Genomic DNA, 22,300 nt, shown 5'->3' with positions numbered 1-22,300 from the left:
GGGCGACGGCGGGGCGGCGGAGAGGGGGCGGCGAGGGGGCGGCGTACGGTCAGCGCGGCCGGCCCCCGCCGCGGACCCGTTCCAGCCGACCCTCCTCGTGGAGCTGCCCGAGGTCGCGCCGGATGGTGACGGTCGAGACGCCGAAGCGCGCGGCCAGGCGCGCGGTCTCGACCGCGCGATCGGCGGCCAGGATCGCCAGGATGGCGCGCTTGCGCTGGATCGGCAGCAGCGCGCCGCGGGCGTGCGTCGGTGCGTCGGGGACGGGGTGGGGCCGGCCGCCGGCCAGGGCCGCGGCGCGCTGTTCGGGCATCGGCTCGACTCTCCTCCGGGGACGGGGCAAACACCTCGCAGGGAGCATCGATGGAAAGTTTTAGAAAGTCAAGGGTCGGCGAAGCCTTCCGATGCGGGCCCGAGACCGCCCGGCCGGGACCCGCCCCCGGGCCCTTGGAAGGCGGCGCCCGCCCGCGCGCACGCGCCCACCCCGCCGCCGGCAGTCCGTCCGCCGAACCCGCCAACTCCCGTTACCGCCAAGGGCACTGACGCACCGACAAAGTGCCAGCTCGAACGCCTGCCAGAACCGATCCGGCCGGCGCCGCCCCCGCGACCGCGGCGCCGCTCCCCCACCGTTCGCCCCGATCCCGGCAAACCCCGCCGCCGCACCGGAACTTCGGCGATCGTTGCCGACGAGAGCCTTGACAACGCCGGGCCGAAGGTCGTTACTTCTCTCCAAGCGATGAGAAGAGAAAGTTATGGAAAGTCGTACTGAAGGAGTCTCCGTGGCCGGTGGTGCGTCGCAGACCCGCGAACGGGCGGGAACAGCGCGAGAGGCGCGAGCCGAAGCCCGGGACCGTACGGGGCACCGACCGCGGCCCGGCCCCCGGCGCCGCGGGGACGGACCCGTCGCGCTGCTGTTCCTGGCGCCGGTACTGCTCGGCTTCGCGGTGTTCTACGTGTACCCGGCGATCCGCGGCGCGTACTTCTCCACGACCGACTACAACCTGCTCTCCGCTCCGCACGGCGTGGGCGCGGCCAACTACTCGACGCTGCTGCACGATCCGCTGTTCTGGAACTCGCTGAAGGTCAGCGCCTACTACGTCGTCCTCAACGTCGGCTCGCAGACGGTGCTGGCGGTGGTGCTGGCAGGGCTGATGTTCCGGCTGACCCGGTCGGTGGCCATCCGCGTGATGCTGCTGCTGCCCTGGCTGGTGCCGAACGTCACCGTGGGGCTGCTCTTCCTGTGGCTGTTCGACGCCGACCTCGGACTGGTCAACCACGTGCTGAGCTCGGTCGGTGTCGGCACGCACGGCTGGTTCTCCTCGACCACCTGGTCGATGCCGACCATCGCGCTCACCAACACCTGGGCCTACACCGGCTACACCGCGCTCCTGCTGTACGCGGGCATGCTCCAGATCCCCGACCCGATCTACGAGGCCGCGCTGCTGGACGGCGCCGGCGAGATCCGGATGTTCTTCCGGCTCACCCTGCCGCTGATCCGGCCGGTCCTCGCGCTGGTGCTGGTCGTGTCGGTGATCGGCTCGTTCCAGATCTTCGACACGGTCGCGATCACGCCCAGTCCCGGCGGCCCGGTCAACTCCACCCGCGTCATCTACTACTACATCTACGAACTGGCCTTCAAACACTTCGAAATGGGCTACGCCAGCGCGGTCGCGATGACGCTGGTCCTCATCCTCGGCGTGCTGACCATGGTGCAGATGCGGCTGCTGCGCGCATCGCGCTCGGACCTGGCCTAGGAGTCCCGACGATGCCCCGCCGCTCCCTCTCCCCGCGCCTGCCCACCGGACGTACCCTCGCCTGGGCCGTGCTGATCCTGGCCCTGCTGGTCACGGTGTTCCCGTTCTACTGGATGCTGCGCACCGCGCTCACCCCGGCCCACCAACTGCTCGCCGACAACTCCGGGTTGTGGCCGCACCACCCGACGCTGATCAACTTCAGGCGGGTGATCGGCCTGACCAGCCTGGCCCAGAACCAGGCCGCCGGCGGGTCGGGCGCCCAGCTGAACTTCCTGCTCTACCTGCGCAACTCCCTGATCTACTGCGCGCTGATCGCCACCGTCCAGACGTTCTGCTGCGCCATGGCCGGCTACGCGCTCGCCCGGCTGCGCTTCCGGGGCCGGAACCTGCTCTTCTCGCTGTTCGTGATGTCGCTGATGGTCCCGCCGATCTTCACGCTGCTGCCGAACTTCGCGCTGATGAAGAACCTGGGCTGGCTCGGCTCGTTCGCCGGCATGGTCGCGCCCACGCTGCTGATGACGCCGTTCGCGGTGTTCTTCCTGCGCCAGTTCTTCCTGTCCATCCCGCGCGAGATCGAGGAGGCGGCCACGATCGACGGCGCGGGCAAGTGGACCCAGTTCTGGCAGGTGATCGTGCCCATGAGCCGCGGGCCGCTGTTCACCATCGGCCTGATCACGGCCGTCTGGGCCTGGAAGGACTACCTGTGGCCGCTGCTGGTGGGCCCCGACCCCAGCACCCGGGTGCTGACCGCCGGACTCGGGATCTTCCTGCAGCAGTCCCCGAACACCGCGCCGGACTGGACCGGGCTGATGGCCGCATCGGTGCTCACCGTGGTCCCCGTCGCCCTGCTGCTGATCTTCTTCGGCAAGCGGCTGGTGGAGTCGATGGGCTTCACCGGCATCAAGTAGCCCGCGCCCATCCCGCACCGGTCCCGGACCCATCCCGCACCGATCCCGCAGCGCCCCCGCAGCGAACCCGCGACAGGCAGCCCGTAGCCCGCGACGACGCCCCCGAACCCGGAGGGGCGCACGCCCTCTCCCCGCACCCTCGTGCGCCCCTCCGCCGGGACCGCCCCGGCCCAAGGAAGGAACGATCCCCCATGAGACGCAACGTCCGCGTCGCGGTCGCCATCTTCGCCGCCGCACTCCCCGTCACCCTGGCGGCCTGCTCCAGCGACTCCTCGAAGGCCGGCGGCCCCGTCACCCTCGACTACGCGCTGTGGGACAGCGCCCAGCTGCCCGCCTACCAGGCCTGCGCCGACGCCTTCACCGCGGCCAACCCCGACATCAAGATCAAGATCACCCAGACCGCGTGGGGCCAGTACTGGACCAACCTGACCACCGAGATGACCGCGGGCAACGCCCCCGACGTGTTCACCGACCACGTCGCCTACTACCCGAACCTGGTCAAGAACAACCAGATCCTGGACATCTCCCAGCAGGTCGCCGCCGACCACGTCGACCTGTCGCAGTACCAGAGCGGGCTGGCCGACGCCTGGGTCAAGGACGGCAAGCGGTACGGCCTGCCCAAGGACTGGGACACCGAGGCCATCGCGTACAACACCACCATGGCCGCCAAGGCCGGCTACTCCGCCGCGGACCTGGCCAAGCTGACCTGGAACCCCGACGACGGCGGCACCTTCGAGCAGTTCATCGCCAAGATGACCGTCGACACCAGCGGCCGCGACGGGCTCGACCCGAAGTTCGACAAGAAGCACGTCAAGACGTACGGCATCGAACTCGCCTACGACGACGGCTCGACCGGGCAGAGCAGCTGGGGCAACCTCGCCGCCTCGGCCGGCTTCACCTTCCTGGACAAGAACCCGTTCGGCACCAAGTACCACTACGACGACCCGGCGCTGGCCAAGACCGTCGACTGGGAGGCGAGCCTGGCCAAGAAGGGCTACGCGCCGGCCTACGACAAGAACTCCAGCCTCGGCCCTGACGCGGTGCTGAACGCCGGCAAGGCCGCGATGACGATGACCGGGTCGTGGAACATCAACACCTACCTGGGCCCGACCGCCACCCAGAAGTTCGCCTTCGCGGCGCTGCCGGTGGGCCCGAAGGGCCGCAAGACCTTCCTCAACGGCCTGTCCGACGCCATCTACGCCGGCACCAAGCACCCCGACCAGGCGTGGCAGTGGGTGAAGTTCCTCGGCTCGACCGGCTGCCAGGACATCATCGCCGCCAAGGGCGTGGTCTTCCCCGCGCTCAAGACCGACAGCGACAAGGCGCTGGCCACCCACAAGGCCGCCGGCCAGGACGTCAAGGTCTTCGTGGACGAGGCCACCGCCCCCGGCGGCACCTTCACCTACCCCATCACCGACCACGCCGACCAGGTCACCCAGGAGGTCCAGACCGACCTGGAACGGGTCTGGCTCGGCCAGTCCGACGGCGCCGACGCGCTGGCCAAGGCGCAGAAGGCCGTGAACGGGTACTTCGCCCAGCCCTGACCGACCCGCCGGCACCGATCCCCGCCGGCACCACCCTGCCGGCACCGATCCCCGCCGGCACCGATCCCCGCTGCCACGACGCACCCGTGACCGGGCCGGGGACGCCGTCCCGACCACGGCGCCCCGGCCCTCCCCGAAGTGAAGGGACACCATGCCCCACCTCCTGGACCTCGGTCCTCTGCACCTCCCCGCGCAGCTCAGCGGCCCACCGCAAACCGTGGAAGGGGGCCTGCTGCTGCCGCCGGGCCGGGTGGCGCTGCTCCACGGCCTGCCCGACGCCCAGGTCTACCGGCACGGCTGGAACTCCTGGAGCCCGTCGGGCTGGCGGGCCATGGACGAGCCGCCGCTGCGCATCGCCAACCCGATCCGCCGCCTCACCGCCGACGACACCGTCTGGGACGAGGAAGGGCGCCACCACTCCTCCGCGGTGACCGCGCTCACCGCCGGCGACGGCAACGTCCTGCTGCTGGGCGCGCTCGGCCTGGACGTGCCGCGGCTGAGCGTGGACCGCGACACCGTCACCGGCTGGTACGAGCAGGCGGGCGCGCCCTGGTTCTGCGGCTACGGACCGGAGTTGGAGGTCTTCGCCCGCTACGCCGAACTGCTGGGCGAGCACCTGGGGCGGGCCGGCCGGCGGGCGGGCAACGTGTGGTCCAGCTGGTACGCGTACTACGAGGACATCGACGAGCGCACCCTGCACGCGAACCTCGACGGGCTGGCCGGGCTGCCGTTCGACGTCTTCCAGATCGACGACGGCTGGGAGCGGATGGTCGGCGACTGGCAGCCGAACGCCAAGTTCCCCTCGGGCATGGCCGACCTCACCGCCCGGGTCACCGGCGCCGGACTGACCCCGGGCCTGTGGATCGCGCCGTTCATCGCCCGGCCGGACGCGCGGATCGTCAAGGAGCGGCCGCACCTGTTCCTCACCGACGACGCCGGCACCCCGGTCCCGGCCGGCTACAACTGGGGCGGGCCGTACTACGCCCTGGACGTCACCCTGCCCGAGGCCCTCGACCACCTGCGGCAGACGATCGAGACCGTGGTCGGCTGGGGATTCCGCTACCTCAAGCTCGACTTCGTCAACGCCGCCGCCATCACCGCGCGGCGCCACGACCCGACGGTGGGCCGTGAGAGCGCCTACCGCGACGCGATGCGGCTGATCCGGCAGACCGCCGGCGAGGACGTCTACATCCTGGGCTCGGGTGCGCCGGTGCTGCCGTCGCTGGGGGTGTGCGACGGCATCCGGGTCGGGCCCGACGTCGCCCCGTTCTGGTCCCACTACGCCACCGAGGACCCCTCCGACGCCACCGCGCAGAACGCCCTGGTCTCCTCGGTGAACCGGCTCTGGCTCAAGGGCCTGGTCGAACTCGACCCGGACGCCGCCTACTTCCGCGACCGGCAGAGCCTGTTGACGGCGGCGCAGCGGCGGTTGCTGGTGGACCTCGCCCATGTCTGCGACTTCCGGGCCACCTCCGACCCGCCCGCGTGGCTGGCCACGACCGAACGCGCGGCGCTCGCCGACTTCCTCAAGGCCCGCCCCGAGGTGCGCCAGTTGGACCGCTACCGGTTCGAGATCGGTGCGCAGGAGGTGGACTTCACCGCGGCCGCGCTGCGCCGGGGCGACTGACCGCCGCCATGTGACCTGGGGGCGCAGGGAGTTCGGGGACCGGGGGGCCGGGGGGTTCAGGGGGGCGATTCTTCCGGGGTCGGGCCGGAGGGCACCACGCGCACCGTTCACTGCGATCGACCAACGGAGGTCGACACGATGCAACCACGCACGAGACCAACCGGGCACGCCAGGACGCGCCTTGCGATGGCGCTGGCGGCGCTCTTCGCGCTGCTGGCGGCGACCATGGCCGGCACGCACAGCGCGTCCGCGGCCCCGGCCGCGCCGGCCTCCGCCGGCGCCCCGGCCCGCCCCGCACCGCCCGCCACCCCGGACCCGTCCCTGACCGACCACCCGCTGACGTACGCGCCGGGACCGCTGGACAACCCGGACAAGGGCCTGGCGGTCTACTACAACGCGGGCACCGACCAGAACACCGGCTACCCGCACAGCATCACCTGGAGCTACTTCCCGCTCTCGGCGGTGATGACCGACGCGAGTGACTGCACCGCGCTGGACTGGTCCCCGGTGGAGAAGATGCTCGACGAGACCGCGTCGTACGGCAACACCGCCGCGATCCGGTTCTATCTGGACTACCCCAGCGGGAACCCGACCAACGGCATCCCCGCCTGCTGGAACGGCAAGGTGCCGACCAACGACGACACGTACTGGAACACCCAGAGCCCCGACTACAACAACGCGTTCCTGCTCAGCTCGCTGCAGCAGTTCATCGGGCAGTTCGGTGCGAAGTACGACGGCGACCCGCGGATCGGCTTCATCCAGATGGGCCTGATCGGCTACTGGGGCGAGTGGCACACCTGGCCGGAGAACGGCACCGGCGGCTACCCGGACTTCATGGCCACCGACGCGAACGCGGCACTGATCGTCAGGGCCTTCGCCAACGCCTTCCACACCACCAAGATCGAGGTCCGCTACCCCACGTCCGGCGGCGGGGCGGCGAACGACCTCGACGTGGGCTACCACGACGACTCGTTCTGCTACCGCGAAGGCGACCCGCTCGCGGGCGTCACCCTGCCCCAGTCGATGGGCGGCGCCGACTACTCCCAGCTCCAGTACGCGCTCGACGAGGGCGTGGAGAACAAGTGGGTCACCGACTCGATGGGCGGTGAGGTCCGGCCCGAGATCCAGGGCTCGGTCTTCGGCACCTGGGGCAGCGGCGCGAGCGGCTCCGACGACGACATCAAGGCGTGCATCGAGATGGAGCACACCACCTGGAAACTCGACCAGGGCAGCACCGGCTACAGCCCCACCGATCCCGACGTGGGGGCGGCGGTCCGCGCGATGGGCTACGACCTCACCGTGCCGGACGCGTACTACGACAGCAGCGTCTCGGGCACCGCGAAGATCGGCGTGAAGATCTCCGACGACGGGGTGGCGCCCTTCTACCACCCCTGGACGGTGCGCCTGGGCCTGAAGGACTCCTCGGGGAAGGTCGTCAAGACCTGGGACACCTCCTGGGACCTGACCAAGGTGATGCCGCTGAAGATCCGGGCGTTCCCGGACTGGAACGCCGGCACCGACCCGACGTACCTGCCGTACGGGTACCCGGAGTACTTCGACACCAGCGTGGACACCTCCTCCGTGGCGTCGGGCTCCTACCAGTTGGTGATGGACGTGGTGAACCCGCTCTCGGCGGTGAACGCCGCCGCCAAGAGCCTGCGCTTCGCCAACGCCACCCAGAACGCCGACGGTTGGCTGGGGCTCGGCGCCATCGACGTGGGCTCCGGCAACAGCGGCGGCGGGGACGGCGGTTCCACCTCCTACGAGGCCGAGGCGTCCGCCAACACCCTGACCGGCGGCGCGGCCGTCGCCGACTGCACCGGCTGCTCGGGCGGGCAGAAGGTCGGGTACCTGGGCAACGGCGCGACGCTCACCTTCGACAACGTGGCCGGCGGCAGCGGTGGCGCCACCCAGGTGACCGTCGCCTACACCAGCGCCGTCGCCCGCACCCTGCGGATCAGCGCCGACGGCGGCACCCCGGTGAGCGTGTCCGTCACCCCGACCGCCGACTGGCAGACCACCTCCACCGCCACCGTGACGCTCGACCTGAAGGCGGGGAACGCCAACACCGTCACCCTCGCCAACCCGGATGACTGGGCACCCGACATCGACCGCATCACCGTCGGCTGACCTCGTCCATCGCCCGTATCAGGACCGGGGCGCCGGTCACGTGGTCCGCGCGCGGATCATGTGGCCGGCACCCGGCTCGGCGTACGCTGAGTGCCGCTTTCACCCCGAGGTCCACCCACGGATTCACCCGCAGGTGCACCACGAGACGCACCGCCGCCTTCATCACCGGCCGCACCACCGGGTGCGCCATCAGGACGACCGGAACGACACTGACCGAAACGACACTGCCGGAGGAGGACGGGGGCATGGCCGACATCGTGCTGACCGGCGCGGGCAACGTGAAGATGACCCGGCGCATCCTGTCCGACCTGTTCCTCGTCCCCGCCCTGGCCGGCCGCCTGCGCATCCGGCTGCACGACATCGACCCGGACCGGCTGGCCACCGCCCTCACCCTGGCCCGGAGCCTGGACGCGGAGGCCGGCGCCGGAGCGGTGATCGAGTCGTACACCGACCGCAGGGCCGCCCTGTACGGCGCCGACTACGTGGTCTGCCAGCTGGGCGTCGGCGGCTACGACACCGCGCTGCGCGACTTCGAGATCCCGGCCCGGCACGGGCTGCGCCAGACCATCGCCGACACCATCGGCATCGGCGGCATCTTCCGCGGCCTGCGCACCATCCCGGTGATGGTCGGGCTCGCCCGGGACATGGCCGAGCAGTGCCCCGACGCGTGGCTGCTCAGCTACACCGACCCGCTGGTGATGACGCTGTGGGCGGTGCGCGAGGTCACCGGCATGAGCCGCGTGGTCGGCCTGTGCCACGCGGTCCGCGACACCCACGCGTTCCTCGCCGACGCGGTCGGCCGGGAGGCCGAGGACCTCACCTTCCTCACCGCGGGGCTGACCCATCAGGCGTTCGTGCTGCGCTTCGAGGCCGACGGCAGGTCGCTGTACCCGGAGCTGGAGGCCGCGGTGCGGGCCGACCCGAAGCTGGGGCGGCATGTGCGGATGGAGATGTGGCGCCGGTTCGGCTACTTCCCCACCGAGTCCAGCGAGCACGCGGCCGAGTACGTGCCCTGGTTCATGCGCCATGACGACGAGATCGCCCGGCTGGGCATCCCCGTCGGCGAGTACCTGGGGGTGCTCAGCCGGAGCCTGCACGCCTACGAGGAGATCCGCCGGGGGCTGGCCCAGGGGCGGCCGATGCTGATGCGCTGGCTGGAACCCGAGATCGCCTCCGAGGTGCTGCGGGCGATGATCACCGGCGAGGCCCGGCGGGTGAACCTGACCCTGCCCAACGAGGGCCTGATCCCCGCGCTGCCGGCCGAGTGCTTCGTCGAGGTGCCCGCCGACATCGACGCCGGCGGCGTCACGGCCGCCCCGATCGACCGCTATCCCGCGCAGCTGGCCGCGCTCAACCGCGCGTACGTCAACGTCGCGGAACTGACCGTCCGCGCCGTGCTGGACGGCGAACCGCGTCATGTGCGGCACGCTGCGATGCTGGACCCGAACACCGCGGCGACGCTCTCGCTGGCCGCGATCGAACAGCTCTGCGACGAGATGACCGAAGCACACCGCGACCTGCTGCCCGCCGGTCTCGCGGACCGGAAGGGCCAGGCGTGACCAGTACCCATGAGCCGATGCCGGCCGAGGTCCGCCGCGAGCGCATGCTCGCCCTGGTCCAGGAGCAGGACTTCGTGCGGATCGCGGCCCTCGCCGAGGCGTTCGGCGTCTCGGTGGTCACCGTCCGGGGCGACCTGGACGTGCTGGAGGAACACGGCCTGATCCGCCGGGTCCGCGGCGGCGCCCGGGCCGCGCCGCTGGACACGCGGAACGAGCCCTCCTACGAACAGTCGCTGGGCTCGGCCGCGTTGGAGAAGGCCGCCATCGCCAAGACCGCGGCCCAGCGGGTCGGCAGCGGCCAGTCCCTCGTCATCGACGCCGGGACCACCACGACCTTCTTCGCCCGCGAGCTGGTCGCGCGCCGGGATCTGACCGACCTGATGGTGTTCACCAACAGCACCAGCGTCGCCCACCAGCTCGAACCCGCCATCCCGCGCTTCACCGTGGTGCTGTCCGGGGGGACGCTCCGCCCGCTGCAGCGGTCCCTGGTCGACCCGATGGGCGGGCGCATCCTGGAGAACATCCACGCCGACACCGCGTTCCTGTCGTGCAGCGGCATCCACCCCGACACCGGCGTCACGAACATCAACATCCAGGAAGCCGAGATGAAGATCAGGATGCTGCGCGCCACCACGCAGCACATCCTGCTCGCCGACTCGACCAAGCTCGGCAGGACCGACCTCGCCCCGGTCTGCCCGCTCAGCGATCTGGACCTGCTGATCGTCGGCGACAACGCGACCGGCACCCAGGTCGCCCAGCTGCGCGAGTACGGCCTGACCGTCGAACTCGGGGTGCTGACGGACCAGTCGTAGGGACTGGTCGTACGGACCGGCCGTACGGTCCTGGCAGGTCGCGGACCGGGGCGGGGATCACGGCGTGCGGTCGCGCAGCGCCTGCTCGACGGCGTCCCGCACCCGGGTGTCCTCGCGTCGCGCGCGCCGCGCGCGGGCGCGGCGGGCCAGGACGAGCGCCGCGGCGATCCCTGCGGCGAGCGCCACGACCAGCAGCGTCAGCAGCCACGGGACGGCCCAGCCGCCGCCGGTCGCCCGGACCGGCTCCAGTTCGGTGGTGGAGCCCGACGCGTCGACGGCCACGGGGGTGAGGGTCACGCGCGCCGCCAGCCGGAATCCGGGCTCGACGCCGTGCACCGGCACCGTCACCTTCCGGCTCTCCCCCGGGAGCAGGTCCGGCATCGCGGCGACCTTGCCCGCCTCGGTCCGCAGCAGGCCGAAGGGGCCCGCGACGGAGACCGCCTGGCGCGCCGACAGCACGGCGTTGCCGGTGTTGTGGACCCGGTAGGTGACGACCGTGTCGCCCTTCGCGAAGGGGGTGAGCGGGCCGGAGTAGCCGACGTGGACGTCCTCGACCGCCAGGCCCGGGGTGAGTTCGCCGCTGACCCGCAGCTTGACCCGGATGCCGAGCCGCCGGTCGACGTTGATGCCCGCGGCGTCGTCGGGCTGGGTCAGGGCGGTGAGGACGCCCCCGACGTAGTCGCCGGGCGTGGCCCGGTCCGGAACGGTCACCGTGAAGGGGACGTCCACGGACTTCCCGGGCTTGATCTCGACGCTCTTCCGGTCGGTGTGCAGCCAGGCGCCGACGGCGACCGACTTCTTCGCCCGGGGGAGCAGGTCGAGTTGGCCGGCGTCGGAGGTGAAGCCGTCGGCGGCGTAGAGGTCGAGGGTGAGCGGCTCCTTGCCGCGGTTGGCGACGACCAGGGTGTCCTCGACCCGGCCGCCGGGGTTGACGGTGTAGCTGTAGCTGGACCGGTCGTCGCCGTGGCTGCCCGAGCCGGTGCGCACCGTCCAGGTGGCGTCGGTGTCCGCCGCCAAGGCGGAGCCGGCCGGCAGCCCGGCGACCGCGAGGAGGGTGAGCAGGACCAGGGCGACGGTACGGATGAGGGCGGCGGCGGAGGTCGTCCGGCGCGTCACGGGCGGGTGCATCTCGGGTCCTCGGGCGGTCGGTGGGGTGAGACCGGCGGGGCGGGCAGCTGGGTGCCCGCCCCGCCGGGTGGGACGGGTACGGTCAGCTGCTCAGCGCGGTGATCGTGAGGGTGGCGCGGTAGGAGCCCTTGTCGGCGCTGCCCGGGATCTTCAGATCCAGGTCGGCGCCCAGCTCGGCCTTGCCCTTGGGGTGGCCCTGGTCGGCCCAGCCGAGACCGCGCGAGACGGACAGGCCGGGACCGTGGTCGTCATAGGCCGAGGCGACCGAACCGCTGGCCTTGGCGCCGGCGCCGCCCTCCAGCACCTTCGGCGTCCAGCCGAGGTAGGCGCCGGAGAACGTCTTGCCGGCGTCCTTGAAGTCGCCCACGCTCGCCGATATCGACCACGGCGCGAGCGAACGGCGGCTGTCGGAGACGGCGATCGGGTTGATCCGGCCGGTCGCGTCGAAGTAGTCACCGTCGTGGTCCTTGGCGGTGCCGAGGTCCACCAGGCCGTTGTAGCCGTCGATGGTCCAGCCGAACTCGCCCGGCGCGGCGGCGGGCACGTCGACCTGCAGGTCCTGGCCCGAGCCGTGGTACGGGTGCACGCTCACCTTGTCGACGAGCGAGCCGACCGGCTGGCCGGCGGTGGTGTTCTTGCACCAGTCGCCGCCCTCGACGGCCGCGTTGGGCGCCGCGCAGGTGCCGCTGCGCACGTCCTCGACGACCAGCTTGTCGTTGCGGACCTGCACCTTGACGTAGCTGCGCACGTGCTCCTGGTTCTGCACGGAGCTGTACCAGTAGTTGCCCGGGTTCAGCGGGTCGGCGCCGTTGCCCGCGCCGCTGGTGCCGCTGGAGTCCGGGGCGGTGATGTCGTAGTACTTCGAGCCCGAGGCCGAGTTGGCGGTCACGTAGAGCACGCCGCCGGGGCCGGGGTAGACGTCGGAGGCGCCCGGCTGCTCGGCGGCGTCCGCCTTCTCGCCGTTCTTGATCAGGTAGCTGCGGGCGTAGCTGTGGTCGTGGCCCTGGAGCACCAGGTCCACGCCGAGCTTGGACACCGCGGTCGGGAAGTCCACGCGGCGGACCTTGTTGTCGCTGTCCTTGGCGTGCGAGGCCGGCGAGTAGATCGAGTGGTGGAAGACGAGCACCTTCCACTTGGCCTCGGAGCCGTGCTGGTTGATGACGTCGGTCACGTACTTGACGTGGGCCTCGTCACCGCCGCCGCCCTGGGAGGTGGTGTAGCTGTTGCTGTTGACGTCGATGAACAGCACGTCCTTGTAGATGTACCAGTAGTCGCCGCCCGAACTGTCCGACTCCGGCTTGCCGTTGGAGTAGTACGGGGCGGTGCGGTCGGTGTTCGGGGTGTACAGGTGCTGCTCGTACGCCTTGCCGCCGACGTCGTGGTTGCCGATGGTGGCCGCCCACGGGTACTGGCGCAGCTTGTCGGGCGCGAGGAAGGCGTTCCACTGGGACTCGGTGTTGGCGCTCTCCACCTGGTCGCCGCCGGAGACCAGCAGTTCGGCCTTCGGGTTGGCCGCGAGGGAGACGTCCAGGGTGTCCTGCCAACCGGCCTGGTCCTTGGCGGTGTTGCCGGAGGAGCCGATCTGCGGGTCGCCGTAGAACAGGAAGTCGTAGTCGCCGTCGAAGTCCTGCGTGGTGAACGCGTACGTCGCGGACCAGTCGCCCGCGGAGCCGACCCGGTAGGAGTAGGCGGTGTTCTCCTTGAGGTCGGTGATCGTCGCGTGGCGGTTGTAGCCGCCGCTGGAGGCGATGTTCGCCCCGCCGGCGGCGTCGAAGGTGGCGGCGCCGGCCGGGAACTCGCCGGCGGTCAGCTCCGCGGTCGGGGCGACCTGGATCTGCTGCGCGGTGTCGGCTGAGGAGTACCAGGAGACGGTGCGCTGCGCCTCGTTGGCGCCCACTCCGAGGATGACGCCGCTGAGCGTGGTGGGCGACGCGGCGCCGGCGGGCGAGGCCGCGGCGCCGCCGAGGGCGATCGTCATGCCCAGGAACGCCGCGGTGACCCCGGTGGCCACGCGGCGCCGCGCGGGCCCGCGGGCCTGCGTCGAGCTGCTCGATTTCATGGGTTTTTTCGTTCCCTTTACTAAGAGAAAACCATAACTTGGCGATCGTCAAGCTGTCGCGGGAGGGTGAACCGCTCGCGAATACGACCTTTGGAGCGGCTGAACTTCCCACAGACCTATGCCTCAGAACATGAACACCCGTTGCATGAACCACATGAGTCCCATAACCGTCACACCGGCGGAGATCGCACCGGTCGCCCAGCGGCCGGCCACCGGCGCGCGGCGGCGCAGCAGGGCCAGCAGCGGGAAGACGGCGGCGATGATCGTCAACTGGACGGCCTCGATGCCGACGTTGAACACCAGCAGGGACCACAGCAGCGTCCACGAGAACGCCTTGTCGATGCCGAGCGCGCCCGCGAAGCCCAGGCCGTGCACGAGGCCGAAGCAGAACACGACCGCGAGGCGGGTCCAGCCGGCCCGGTCCAGGGCGAAGTGGCCGCCGCCGGAGGTCTCCAGCTCGGTCGCCTCGTCCCCGCGCCGCCACAGCCGCCACAGGTACCAGCCGGCCACCACCGCGATCGACAGCGCGATGACCGGCTCCACGACCCGCGCCGGCACGTCGACCAGGCCCAGGGCGGCGAGCATGAAGGTCACCGAGTGGGCCAGGGTGAAACTGGTGGCCGCGAGCACGATCTCGCGCAGCCGCCGCGACCCGGCGATGAGGGCCAGCAGGAACAGGATGTGGTCGATCCCGGTCAGCAGGTGCTCGGCGCCCAGCCGGAAGAACTCCCCGAACTGGTCGTACCACGGCTGCGCGAGCGAGACCGACGGGTGGGCGGCGTCGAGCGCGGCGCTGCCCGACCGGCCGTCGAGGTGGTAGGTGACGATCGTCTTGGTGTCGGTGACATACGTCTCGGTGTCGGGGAACAGCCCGCTGCGCAGCACCGGTTCGCCGGCCCGCCCGGAGCAGTCCCAGTCCAGCGGCAGCACGGCGTACGGCACGCCCTGCCGCCGGGTCATCGTGAAGCCGCCGGCCCGGGCGGGCGTGCAGGCCCTGCCGCCGGCGGTGACGGAGAAGCGCCGGGTGACGTAGCCGACGGCCGACCGGGCGTGCGCGTCGAGCGCGGCGGCCTGCGCCTTGGTGTCGCCGGCGTCGAACGCGGCGTTCCCGGCCCGGAAGAGGGCGTCGTCGTGCTCGTAGTCGGCGGTGGAGATGACGTAGAGGTCGTACTCCAGCTCCAGCGTCGTCCGCAGCCGGCGCCCGCCACCGTCGCGGGCGCCGTCGCCTTCGCCCTCGGTGACGTGGACGTAGGCGACCGACGTGAACCCGTGGGCCGACGCGGGCGGGGCGAGACTCAGGAAGGCGATCACCGCTACGGCGATCGCGACGGCGGTGCGGCGGGCACGTGCTGGCATGGGGCTCCTTCGGGGTTGCCCGTGCACGGTGCACGCCTTGGATGAACAAAGACCATCCCTTTGCCGAATCATTAAAGAACAACCGCGCGAACGGCGCCTCAGGGCCTATTCGGCGCCAAAGGAATCAGCAGGATGGGACGCACCATTCCGCCATCACTCGGAGGACGATCGCCTTGCGCCCCCCGCTCCGGGCCGCCGCCCTGCTGGCCGCGGCCGCCGCGCTGGTCACCGGATGCGGTTCCGGCGACGACTGGTCACGGCCGCACCCGGCACCCAGCGCCGTCGGCACGCTGGAGGCGGGGTTCGCCGACCCCTCCGCCCCGCCCGCGCCGGAGGCGACCATCACCCCGCGGCCCGGTTCCTGGAACGGAGTCCACCCGTCGAAGGGCTACCGCGTGGTCCTGCTCACCGCCGGGGACGACCGCCCGACCAGGTCGCTGGTCACCGCCGTCAAGGACTGGGCCGCGAAGGAGCACGTCAGCCTCAGGACGGTGGTCGCCGACGGCCCCTCCGACCTGCTCCCCGCCATCACCAGGTCCCTCGCCGCGCGACCGGACCTCGTCGTCAGCGCGGGCGACGGCCTGGTCGACCCCCTCGCGACCGCCACCGCGAACCACCTGTCCCAGCAGTTCCTGGTGGTGGGGGCGGAGTTGGCCGAGCCGACGCAGAACGTCACCTCGGTCGACTGGTCGGGGGCGTCGTTCCGCGGCGAGGGGCTCGGCATGTCCTCGACCTACGACGCCGCCTCGTTCACCGCCGAGCGCTGCACCGCCGCGATCGGCGCGGGCACGGCGGCCGTGCTCAACCACCTGACGGGGATAGTGATCTGGCTCGACGAGATCTGAACCGGCCGCCGCCCGCGTCGCGGGGAAGGCGTCAACTGCGATGACCGCGAGGCCGGGTGACTTCACGTCAGGTGACGCCGGTCAGCGGTCGTCGTGGGTGATGGCGGCGACGGGGACGTCGAGAGCGTGGGCGCAGCGCCGGATCGTGTCGTCGCTCGCACCGACCAAGCCGCGTTCCAGGCGGGAGAGATGGCCCCGGTCCAGCCCCGTCAGCACCTGCATCTCGCGAAGGCTCATCTTCCGAGCAATGCGAAGTGCCCTCATTGCCGCGCCGTTCGGTCTCACGTCTCGAAAGTATCCGCCAACCACCGCGCTTGCAAGTCCAACAGATCTTAAATGTGAGCTTTCCAAGCTCGATGGCGTCATTCGATCGCCTTCTCCCGAGCCGCATCACCGCCATTCCACGCAACCAATGGGCGAGTTCCGGCCGTATCGGCCGCAGGTCGAAGGCTCGGAAGATGGCTGCGTGGTTGCGTGCAGTCCGGCATGATGTGGGCCATGGACGGAGATTGGTTGCGGCTGGGCGGCGTCATCCGGGCAGCGCGCAAGCGCAAGGGACTCAGCCAGGTGCGCCTCGGCGACTCGATCGGCGTGAAGCGGACCGTGATCCAGACGATCGAGCGCGGGCACGAGTTCCAGAGCGTCACGGCGACCCTGCGGGACATCGAACGCATTCTGGAGTGGGGCCAGGGCTCGATCGAGCACATCCTCGACGGCGGCGACCCGCTGCCGCCGGACTCCCCCGGCAACCGCTACTACACCCGGCACGCGCGGCCGGATGCCGGCGGTGAGCTGCCGGTACGGATCTCCCGCGCGCTCGCCGAGGGCGTCACCCTGGACACCGCGGTCGTGCCGCTGTCGCCCAACACCGAGATGGTGGTGGTGGTCAAGGGCAAGCCGGACGCCACGCACGACCAGATCGAGGCGGCCCTGGCGGCATGGGAGAAGAGGGGCGGCCACCTGGACCGGCTCCGGGAGATCGCGGACGCCCGCGAGGACTGAGTCCGGCGGCGGCCCGGCCACGGCCCGGCGACGTCGTACGTCGTAACCTGGCGGTATGCGGCCTGGAAAAGACCAGGTCGCGGTGGCCGGGTCGGACGGACCGGGTCGGTTCGGGGCCGGAGAGCCGGGAGACACGCGATGGCGCGCAGAGCGGGGCGCGGGGCGCCTGCCGCGCCGTTGGGGCAGCGCCAGGGCGTCGATCCGGTGCGCGTGCGCCTGCCCGACCCCGCCGACGGCGACAGCGATGCCGACGGTGCGGCGGGGCGCGCGACTTGGACGACGATCGGCGGGTACCTGCTGGAGCGGTACGGCGCGGCGGTCGGCCGGGAGCGGATCGAGGCGATGCTCGCCGCGGGGCGGTTCGTCACCGCGGACGGGCCGGTGGGCGCGCTGACGCCGTACGCACCCGGGGCGTGGGTCTGGTTCCACCGCGACTTCCCGCCGGAGCCGGCCGTGCCGTTCCCGGTGGAGGTGCTCCACCGGGACGAGCGGATCGTGGTCGCCGACAAGCCGCACTTCCTGGCCACCACCCCGCGCGGCCGCCATGTCACCGAGACCGCGCTGGCCCGGCTCCGCCGCGAGCTGGACCTGCCGCTGCTGTCCCCCGCGCACCGGCTGGACCGGTTGACCGCGGGAGTGGTGCTGTTCGTCGTACGTCCCGAGGACCGCGGGGCGTACCAGACGCTCTTCCGGGACCGGCTGGTACGCAAGGAGTACGAGGCCGTCGCGGCCTACGACCCGGCGGTCGCGCTGCCGGCGACGGTGCGCAGCCGGATCGTGAAGGAACGCGGGCAGATGGCGGCGCGGGAGGTGCCGGGGCCGTACAACGCGGAGAGCGTGGTCGAGCTGCTGGCGCGGCGCGGCGGGCTCGGCCGCTACCTTCTGCGGCCCCTGACCGGCCGCACCCACCAGTTGCGGCTGCACATGCAGGCGTTGGGGCTGCCGTTGTTGAACGACCCGATCTACCCGGAGGTGTGGGCGGAGGCGGCGGCCGAGGAGGGCGCGGACCCGTACGCACGGCCGCTTCAACTGCTGGCGCGGACGCTGGAGTTCACCGATCCGCTGACCGGCCGGGAGCTGCGGTTCGCCAGCGCGCGCCGGCTGTCCGCGTGGCCGTCCGACGCCGACGAGCCGGGCGGCGAGCGCGGACGGCGGACGACTGACGGCGGACAGCTGACGGCTGACGGCTGACGGCTGACGGCTGACGGCTGACGGCAGCAGGAGGCCGCGGGTCAGGCCATCTGCGGGTCCGGCTGGAGGACGGCGAAGAACGCCCCCTCGGGGTCCCTGAGCAGCGCGACCCGGCCGATGCCGCCCACCTGTGTGGTGGGCATCAGCACGGTCGCGCCGTGCGAGGCGGCTGTGGTCACCACGCCGTCGGCATCGGCGACGCCGACGTAGGGCTGCCAGTAGCAGACCCCGTCCGGCAGTTGCTCGGGCGCGAGTTGCATGATGCCGCCGTGCGAGCCGGCCTGGCCGCCGCCGGCGCGGGAGACCACCGTGTAGACCCCGGCGTCGGCGGCCAGCGGCATGTCCGCGGTGTCCCAGCCGAAGAGGCTGCCGTAGAAGCGCTTGGCCTGCTCGGCGTCCGTCGTGTACAGCTCGGTCCAGCACAGGGCGCCGACGCCGGTGCGGTCCAGCCCCTTGAGGGTGCCGGGCTGGTAGACGGCGAACTGGGCGCCGGACGGGTCGGTGTACCCGGCGATCCGGCCCTGGTCCCCGATGTCGAGCGGCGCGAACCGGACCGAGCCGCCGGCCTGCTCGACGTCCTTGGTGGTGGCGTCGGCGTCGGCCGTCTCGAAGTACAGCGTCCAGGCCGGGCTGCCCCCCTCCTCGGTGATCGGGCCGAGGCCGGCGACGGTCTGCCCGTCGAGCTGGAACATGCCGTACCCGCCGGCGTCGGGGCCCGCCGAGCGGAACTCCCAGCCGAACAGCGCGCGGTAGAACGCCGCCGCGCCCTCGACGTCGCGGCTGCCGAGGTCGAGCCAGCTCGGTGCGCCGGGCACGTAGTCGTTGGTGAGCATGGTGCGGTCCTCCGTGATCGTGAGCCCGAACGCGCGCGCGACGTGCGGAACGCGGGAGGGCGGAGCGGAATGCGCCAGGTGCCGGATTCCGTGGGATATGCAGCCGATACGGCCGCTGTGTCCTCCCTCACACTCAGCATGCCAGCAGACTCCGACAACCGCCGTTCGTGCCAGGTCACAGCCTGGTGAACGACCCGGGGCCGGTCCGGCCGAGCACGCGCGGTGGTCAATCGGTTCGGGATTGTCAGTGGGCCGGTCTAGGGTGGATCACATGTACGGGGGAGATCTCGATCAGGCGAACGCGGCCCTGCGCGCTTATGTGCAGGAGCACGGCGACCGGCCTTGGACGGCCGAGGAGTTGACCGAACTGGCGCGGCTGCGCGCCCAGTGGACGGCGGCGGCGCGCGGTGTTCGGGTGGAGATACGTCCGGTGGCCGGGCCGGTGCGGGGCGCCTCGGTGGTCACCGCCGCTTGAAGGGGCGCGCGGCCCACGGGTTCAGCCGTGGACGACCGCGTGCGGGGGTCGCAGGGCATCGGTGCCGGGAGCGGGCTCGGCGGTGTCGTCGCCCAGCTTGACGATCCGGTTGCCGGCGTCGACGTGGACCACGGCCGGCCGCAGCTCGCGGGCCTCGGCGTCCTCGACCTGGGCGTAGCTGATCAGGATGACCAGGTCGCCGGGGTGCACCAGGTGGGCGGCGGCCCCGTTGATGCCGATGACGCCTGAGCCGCGCTCGCCCTCGATCACATAGGTCTCCAGCCGGGCGCCGTTGGTGATGTCCACGATGTGCACGAGCTCGCCGGGCAGCAGGTCCGCGGCGTCCATCAGCTCGGCGTCCACGGTCACCGAACCCACGTAGTGCAGATCCGCCTGGGTCACGGTGGCCCGGTGGATCTTGGACTTGAACATGGTGCGCAGCACGGCGTCGCCTCCTGGCGGGTGAGTGGGTCGCGTTCCCTGCCGGGATACGCGCCGTCGCCTCCAGGGTAGGGCCGCCGGGCCCGGGCGCGGTGGGGGGTGCGGGGCGGAGTGCGGAAGATCTCAGCGGCCGGGTCGGGGTTCGAACGAGCGCGGGTCCCGGCAGTTCGAAGGAGCGCGGGTCCCGGCAGGCGGGCACACCGCCGCGGTCCCGGGCGGAGATGTCAGCCGGCCGCGGTCGCCGCCGGCGCCTGCGAGGAGGGCGGTGGCGGCGCGGGGGCCGGCGGCGCGGGCAACCGGTCGTAGAGCTCGGCGAGCGCGGCGTCGAGGCGGATCACGGCGGGCGGTCCGGTGCGGACCGGCCGCGGGGGTGCGGCGTCCGGGCGGTTGCCGAGGCGGCGGCGCACCTGGCCGAGGTTGCGTGCGCGAGCGCGGTTCTCGGCAGGCGGCACACCGCCGCGGTCCCGGGCGGAGGTGTCAGCCGGCCGCGGTCGCCGCCGGCGCCTGCGAGGACGGCGGTGGCGGCGGTGGCGGCGCGGGCAACCGGTCGTAGAGCTCGACGAGCGCGGCGTCGAGGCGGATCACGGCGGGCGGTCCGGTGCGGACCGGCCGCGGGGGTGCGGCGTCCGGGCGGTTGCCGAGGCGGCGGCGCACCTGGCCGAGGTTGCGTGCGGCCAGGCCGAGTTGGGGTCGCGCCGCGGCGAGTCCGGACGCGTCGCTGAGCGCGAGCGCACGGCCGGCGTGCGCGCAGGCGGTCAGCGCGTCCACCCAGTCGGCGGCGTGCGGCGGCGCGGGCGCGGCCCGGCGCGTCCCCCACGCGGGGTGGCCGAGGGTGCCCCGGATCAGGGCGCGGTGGGCGCGGGCGGGTGCGGCGGCCACCGCGAGTTCACGGGTGGCGCGGTCGAAGCGGCGGGCCAGCCTCCGGATCTCCGCGGGCCGCGGCTCCGGCGCGCGGGCCGCGACCAGCAGGTCGGCCAGCACCCGCAGGGCGCGGGCGGCCCGGCCGCGCAGGACCGTGGCGGTCGGCAGCGGCAGCACGAAGTACGCGGCCGCGATCCCGCAGGCCGACCCGAGCAGGATGCCCTCGGGGCGTTGCACGAGGAGGGCGCCGCCCTGCTCGCCGTTCAGGCCGTAGAGCACCGCCAGCAGGCTCGTGACGCAGAACGCCCAGGCCGCGTAGGTGGTTTCGCGCAGCCACAGGCCGACCAGCAGGTAGCAGAATATGACGGTGATCGCCGCGGCGTCGTCGCCCGCGACCAGGTGCGCCACGAGGGTCCCGGTGACCGCGCCGATGAACGCGCCCGCCACCCGCAACCCGCTGCGGTGCACGACGTCGCCGCGCCCCCGTGCCGCGCTGCACACCACGAACGCGGTGATCATCGCCCACGACCAGTGCCGCGGGAACACCAGGTGGCCGACGGCGAACGCGGCCGCCATCGCCACCGCGAGCTGCGCGGCCAGCCGTGCCTGCGGCTGCGGGTTCCGCCAGCCGCCCGGCCGCGCCGCGGGCGCCGGGGGTTCGGGGGCCGGCCCCTGCACCGCCCGCACCCCGCGTACCGCCGCGGCGGCGGCCCGCACGGCGGCGAGCGCGTCGTCCAGGGCGCCGCCTCCCCCCGGCCCGTCCGCCCCGGGTCCGCCCGTCCCCGCGCCGCCGGTCCCCGAACTGCCCACCGCGGCAGGTGTCCCGGCGACCCGGGACCGTACGACCGGGGCACGTACGCCCTGCGCGGGAACGCCCTGCGCCGATACGCCCTGCTCCGGTGCGGCCCGATCCGAGGGGGTCGGCTGCTCCGGTGCGGCCTGCGCGGAGCCGGCGCCGCCCGAACCGCCCGCACCCGCGGGCTCGTCGCCGGGGCCGGGCCGTACGCCGGGGGCCGGGGCGGCCGCCGGCTGCCCCGCGGTGACCTCGGCGGTGAGGACGGCCGCGGCGAGGGTGTCGAGCGGGGTGCGGTCGGCGCCGGCGGGGAGGCGGGCGGCGTCGAGGCGGTCCTCGACGGTGAGGGCGGTGCGGTGCAGGGCCAGCGCGGCCTTGGCGTGCCGGGCGCCGCCGGGCGCGAGGGCGCGCAGGCGGGCGGCGCCGCGTACGAAGTCGCCCGCCGCCGCGGCCGCCTCGCGGGTGGGGCGGGACGGCAGCAGCTGCTGGGACCCGAGCACGCAGGCCACCGCGATGACCCCGCACACCGCACCCCACAGCGGCCCGGTGGCCTTGGCGGCGGACGGCGGCACCGGCGTGACCAGCACGGCGATCAGCGGGGTGAGCGCCAGCCGCCCGAAGCGCCGCACCTTGCCGCCGAACCGCATCAGGTAGCGGGACCCGCCGACCGCGGCCACGAAGACGCCCGCGCCGAACCACGCGTTCTGCGCCATCAGCCGCCCGACGAAGGCGGCGAGGACGCCGACCAGGGGGACGTACGCGAGGGCCGACAGCCGGTGCGGCAGGCTGGTCGCGTGCAGGCTGCGCGACACCATCACCGCGACGACGGTCGCGATCACCACCATGCCGCCGGGCAGGCCGGCGGCCCGGCCGACCGCGCCCGACACCAGCAGTGCCGCGACGGCGGCGAGCACGGTGCGCACGGCGATCCGCAGCCGTACCCGTCCCGGGTCCAGCAGGCGCAGCCGGATCAGCATCCTTCGTC

At 72.5% G+C, this 22,300-nt stretch carries 20 protein-coding genes; 11 read left to right on the top strand and 9 right to left on the bottom strand.

Translation table 11 applies throughout. The features are described from left to right. Positions 1-49: 49 nt before the first annotated feature. Positions 50-310, bottom strand: coding sequence for a DeoR family transcriptional regulator (locus tag OG896_RS23520; RefSeq protein ID WP_329368388.1), 261 nt, complete (start codon positions 308-310; stop codon positions 50-52). A 466-nt stretch (positions 311-776) separates the two neighbouring features. On the opposite strand from OG896_RS23520, the gene OG896_RS23515 reads away from it, so the two are divergent. The 7 genes from OG896_RS23515 (at position 777) to OG896_RS23485 (ending at position 10,331) form a co-directional block, all read left to right on the top strand. Further along, positions 777-1,751 carry a carbohydrate ABC transporter permease gene (locus tag OG896_RS23515; RefSeq protein WP_328464992.1) on the top strand — a complete coding sequence of 325 codons (975 nt, stop codon included), beginning with the start codon at positions 777-779 and terminating at the stop codon, positions 1,749-1,751. An 11-nt stretch (positions 1,752-1,762) separates the two neighbouring features. Next, the gene (locus OG896_RS23510; RefSeq protein ID WP_329368386.1) at positions 1,763-2,659 is read left to right on the top strand and encodes a carbohydrate ABC transporter permease; all 897 of its coding nucleotides are present in this window, start codon (positions 1,763-1,765) and stop codon (positions 2,657-2,659) included. A 191-nt stretch (positions 2,660-2,850) separates the two neighbouring features. After that, a complete protein-coding gene (locus OG896_RS23505) occupies positions 2,851-4,203 on the top strand; it encodes an ABC transporter substrate-binding protein (protein WP_329368384.1) in 1,353 nt (450 codons plus the stop codon). Between the two features lie 151 nt (positions 4,204-4,354). Beyond that, on the top strand, positions 4,355-5,830 hold the full coding sequence (locus tag OG896_RS23500) for a glycoside hydrolase family 36 protein (protein ID WP_329368382.1): 1,476 nt from the start codon (positions 4,355-4,357) through the stop codon (positions 5,828-5,830). A gap of 186 nt (positions 5,831-6,016) precedes the next feature. After that, complete coding sequence (locus tag OG896_RS23495; RefSeq protein ID WP_329368380.1) at positions 6,017-7,960, top strand: carbohydrate-binding protein; 1,944 nt, start codon at positions 6,017-6,019, stop codon at positions 7,958-7,960. 245 nt (positions 7,961-8,205) lie between these two features. Continuing rightward, entirely contained in the window at positions 8,206-9,519 is a 1,314-nt protein-coding gene (locus tag OG896_RS23490; RefSeq protein ID WP_329368378.1) for a family 4 glycosyl hydrolase, read from the top strand. After that, positions 9,516-10,331, top strand: a complete 816-nt coding sequence (locus OG896_RS23485; RefSeq protein ID WP_328464999.1) for a DeoR/GlpR family DNA-binding transcription regulator — start codon at positions 9,516-9,518, stop codon at positions 10,329-10,331. Before OG896_RS23490 ends, OG896_RS23485 begins: the two co-directional genes overlap by 4 nt. Positions 10,332-10,388: 57 nt before the next feature. On the opposite strand, the gene OG896_RS23480 is transcribed toward OG896_RS23485, so the two are convergent. The 3 genes from OG896_RS23480 to OG896_RS23470 form a co-directional block, all read right to left on the bottom strand. Continuing rightward, entirely contained in the window at positions 10,389-11,447 is a 1,059-nt protein-coding gene (locus OG896_RS23480) for a WxL protein peptidoglycan domain-containing protein (protein WP_329368376.1), read from the bottom strand. Positions 11,448-11,541: 94 nt separating this feature from the next. Next, positions 11,542-13,518, bottom strand: a complete 1,977-nt coding sequence (locus tag OG896_RS23475; protein WP_329368373.1) for an FN3 domain-containing metallophosphoesterase family protein — start codon at positions 13,516-13,518, stop codon at positions 11,542-11,544. Positions 13,519-13,641: 123 nt separating this feature from the next. Then, on the bottom strand, positions 13,642-14,874 hold the full coding sequence (locus OG896_RS23470; protein WP_329368371.1) for a HupE/UreJ family protein: 1,233 nt from the start codon (positions 14,872-14,874) through the stop codon (positions 13,642-13,644). Between the two features lie 173 nt (positions 14,875-15,047). On the opposite strand from OG896_RS23470, the gene OG896_RS23465 reads away from it, so the two are divergent. Then, entirely contained in the window at positions 15,048-15,719 is a 672-nt protein-coding gene (locus OG896_RS23465; RefSeq protein WP_329368369.1) for a hypothetical protein, read from the top strand. An 81-nt stretch (positions 15,720-15,800) separates the two neighbouring features. Here the strand turns inward: OG896_RS23465 and OG896_RS23460 are convergent, their stop codons facing one another. After that, positions 15,801-15,983, bottom strand: a complete 183-nt coding sequence (locus tag OG896_RS23460; protein ID WP_329368367.1) for a helix-turn-helix domain-containing protein — start codon at positions 15,981-15,983, stop codon at positions 15,801-15,803. 234 nt (positions 15,984-16,217) lie between these two features. On the opposite strand from OG896_RS23460, the gene OG896_RS23455 reads away from it, so the two are divergent. Together OG896_RS23455 and OG896_RS23450 are read left to right on the top strand one after the other, a co-directional pair. Continuing rightward, a complete protein-coding gene (locus OG896_RS23455) occupies positions 16,218-16,721 on the top strand; it encodes a helix-turn-helix transcriptional regulator (protein ID WP_329368365.1) in 504 nt (167 codons plus the stop codon). A 138-nt stretch (positions 16,722-16,859) separates the two neighbouring features. Further along, entirely contained in the window at positions 16,860-17,912 is a 1,053-nt protein-coding gene (locus OG896_RS23450) for a pseudouridine synthase (RefSeq protein ID WP_329368364.1), read from the top strand. 41 nt (positions 17,913-17,953) lie between these two features. Here the strand turns inward: OG896_RS23450 and OG896_RS23445 are convergent, their stop codons facing one another. Continuing rightward, complete coding sequence (locus tag OG896_RS23445) at positions 17,954-18,745, bottom strand: VOC family protein (RefSeq protein ID WP_329368362.1); 792 nt, start codon at positions 18,743-18,745, stop codon at positions 17,954-17,956. 271 nt (positions 18,746-19,016) lie between these two features. On the opposite strand from OG896_RS23445, the gene OG896_RS23440 reads away from it, so the two are divergent. Next, positions 19,017-19,220: a hypothetical protein gene (locus OG896_RS23440; protein WP_329368359.1), complete on the top strand. Its 204-nt coding sequence runs from the start codon at positions 19,017-19,019 to the stop codon at positions 19,218-19,220. 21 nt (positions 19,221-19,241) lie between these two features. Here OG896_RS23440 and panD read toward each other — a convergent pair whose 3' ends face one another. The 3 genes from panD to OG896_RS23425 all read right to left on the bottom strand — a co-directional run bounded on the left by panD (position 19,242) and on the right by OG896_RS23425 (position 22,292). Further along, positions 19,242-19,664: an aspartate 1-decarboxylase gene (panD, locus tag OG896_RS23435; RefSeq protein ID WP_329368357.1), complete on the bottom strand. Its 423-nt coding sequence runs from the start codon at positions 19,662-19,664 to the stop codon at positions 19,242-19,244. 221 nt (positions 19,665-19,885) lie between these two features. Next, positions 19,886-20,068: a hypothetical protein gene (locus OG896_RS23430; RefSeq protein WP_329368355.1), complete on the bottom strand. Its 183-nt coding sequence runs from the start codon at positions 20,066-20,068 to the stop codon at positions 19,886-19,888. A gap of 70 nt (positions 20,069-20,138) precedes the next feature. Then, positions 20,139-22,292, bottom strand: coding sequence for an FUSC family protein (locus tag OG896_RS23425; RefSeq protein ID WP_329368353.1), 2,154 nt, complete (start codon positions 22,290-22,292; stop codon positions 20,139-20,141). Positions 22,293-22,300 lie beyond the last annotated feature (8 nt).

The organism is Streptomyces sp. NBC_00669 (assembly GCF_036226785.1).
Classification (GTDB): Bacteria; Actinomycetota; Actinomycetes; order Streptomycetales; family Streptomycetaceae; genus Actinacidiphila.
Note: the sequence above shows the minus strand (reverse complement) of the source record. Positions and strands in the feature narration are given on the sequence as shown.